General features: G+C 49.1%; 1 protein-coding gene. It reads right to left on the reverse strand.

Annotated features, from left to right (window positions below):
- The coding region (locus OCI93_RS20870; protein WP_261627252.1) for a beta-ketoacyl synthase N-terminal-like domain-containing protein at positions 1-1,252 on the reverse strand (1,252 nt) is incomplete at its 3' end.
- Between the last annotated feature and the right edge of the window lie 26 nt (positions 1,253-1,278).

Raw genomic sequence — 1,278 nt, forward strand, 5'->3', positions numbered from 1 at the left:
TCGCAACCAAACCCGATGAACATGCCGTATTTAATGCCATTACCGGACCCGATAAATTTAAAAAATACGCCAAACGCGATGCCAATACGCCATCATGGTTCGCTGTAATACTCCCCCCTCCTCGTGTCAGTAACTGATAGTCTCCTTGCTCTACTCCTATAAACATCCCTATCTTATGTCGCTCATCCGCAACCAAACCCGCATCTTCCAAACAGTGCCAAGCCGCCTCTAGCAATACTCTTTGTCTGGGGTCCATCCACTGGGCCTCTCGTGGTGATATATCAAAAAAAACATTGTCAAACGCGCGCTCTCCTTCTATCACGCTACAACGCCAACCACTGCTCGGTATCGCACCACCATCATCCAATATCTGCCGTCTTTGCGCTAAACTCGTCACCGAGCTCTCTCCCTCCGCCAGCAACTGCCACAAGTCCGACACATTCTGCGCTTTTCCAAAACGACCACTCATCCCTGTGATAACCAAGCACTCATCCTCTTGGGAACCCGTATGCTTCGTCACTACATCACGCGTTAGCTTCGTCTGCGCCGTTGTCTCAACTCCCAAACCATAATGTGCCCGTAACTGCTCACCATAGCTCGAAATCAAATGCTTTCTCAACAACCCTAAGTTGCTATGACTGAAAAATACCGCCGGCGTAATATCCAACTGATAAAGCACCGATAATCGTTCCGCAAAGCTTGCCAAACCCAGTGAGTCAAACCCATAATCAACCAGATTCTCATCATCTTCCAACTCTGAATCCGGTATCTTCAACAACTCACTCACCTGTCGTTTCAGTGCCTTGTCTAACGCAAGGGCCAGTGCTTCTTCTTGCTCATCATCAACTATTAATGAACGAACCTGCTCCTTTGCCTCCTGAACTGGTATCTTTATCGGCTGCTCCAACGCCTTCACTATCTGCTCTGTGCGCTCTCGCTCTCCCACCAATATCAATCTCTGCACACTCGGGCCCGCTAACAACTCTGCAAACACTTCTAGACCCGCTTCGTTACTTAGCCCTTCTTGACCACTCGATTGCAAATACAACTTGCGACTTTGAGCCTGCGAGTGTCCCATTCCACCTGACGTCCAAAGTGGCCAGTTCACCACCCATGTCTGTCCTGACAAATCACCCGCCGCAACACGTTGCTCTCTATAATGCCCATAGGCCATCTGGTAACGATTCCCTATCGCATAGTCACAGCTTCCAAAGTCGCCCAATATCGCTGAAGATGAGCTGAAGTAACACATAAACTTCAGCTCCGGCTCTGTCACTA

The organism is Pseudoalteromonas holothuriae (assembly GCF_945859825.1).
Lineage (GTDB): Bacteria > Pseudomonadota > Gammaproteobacteria > Enterobacterales > Alteromonadaceae > Pseudoalteromonas > Pseudoalteromonas holothuriae.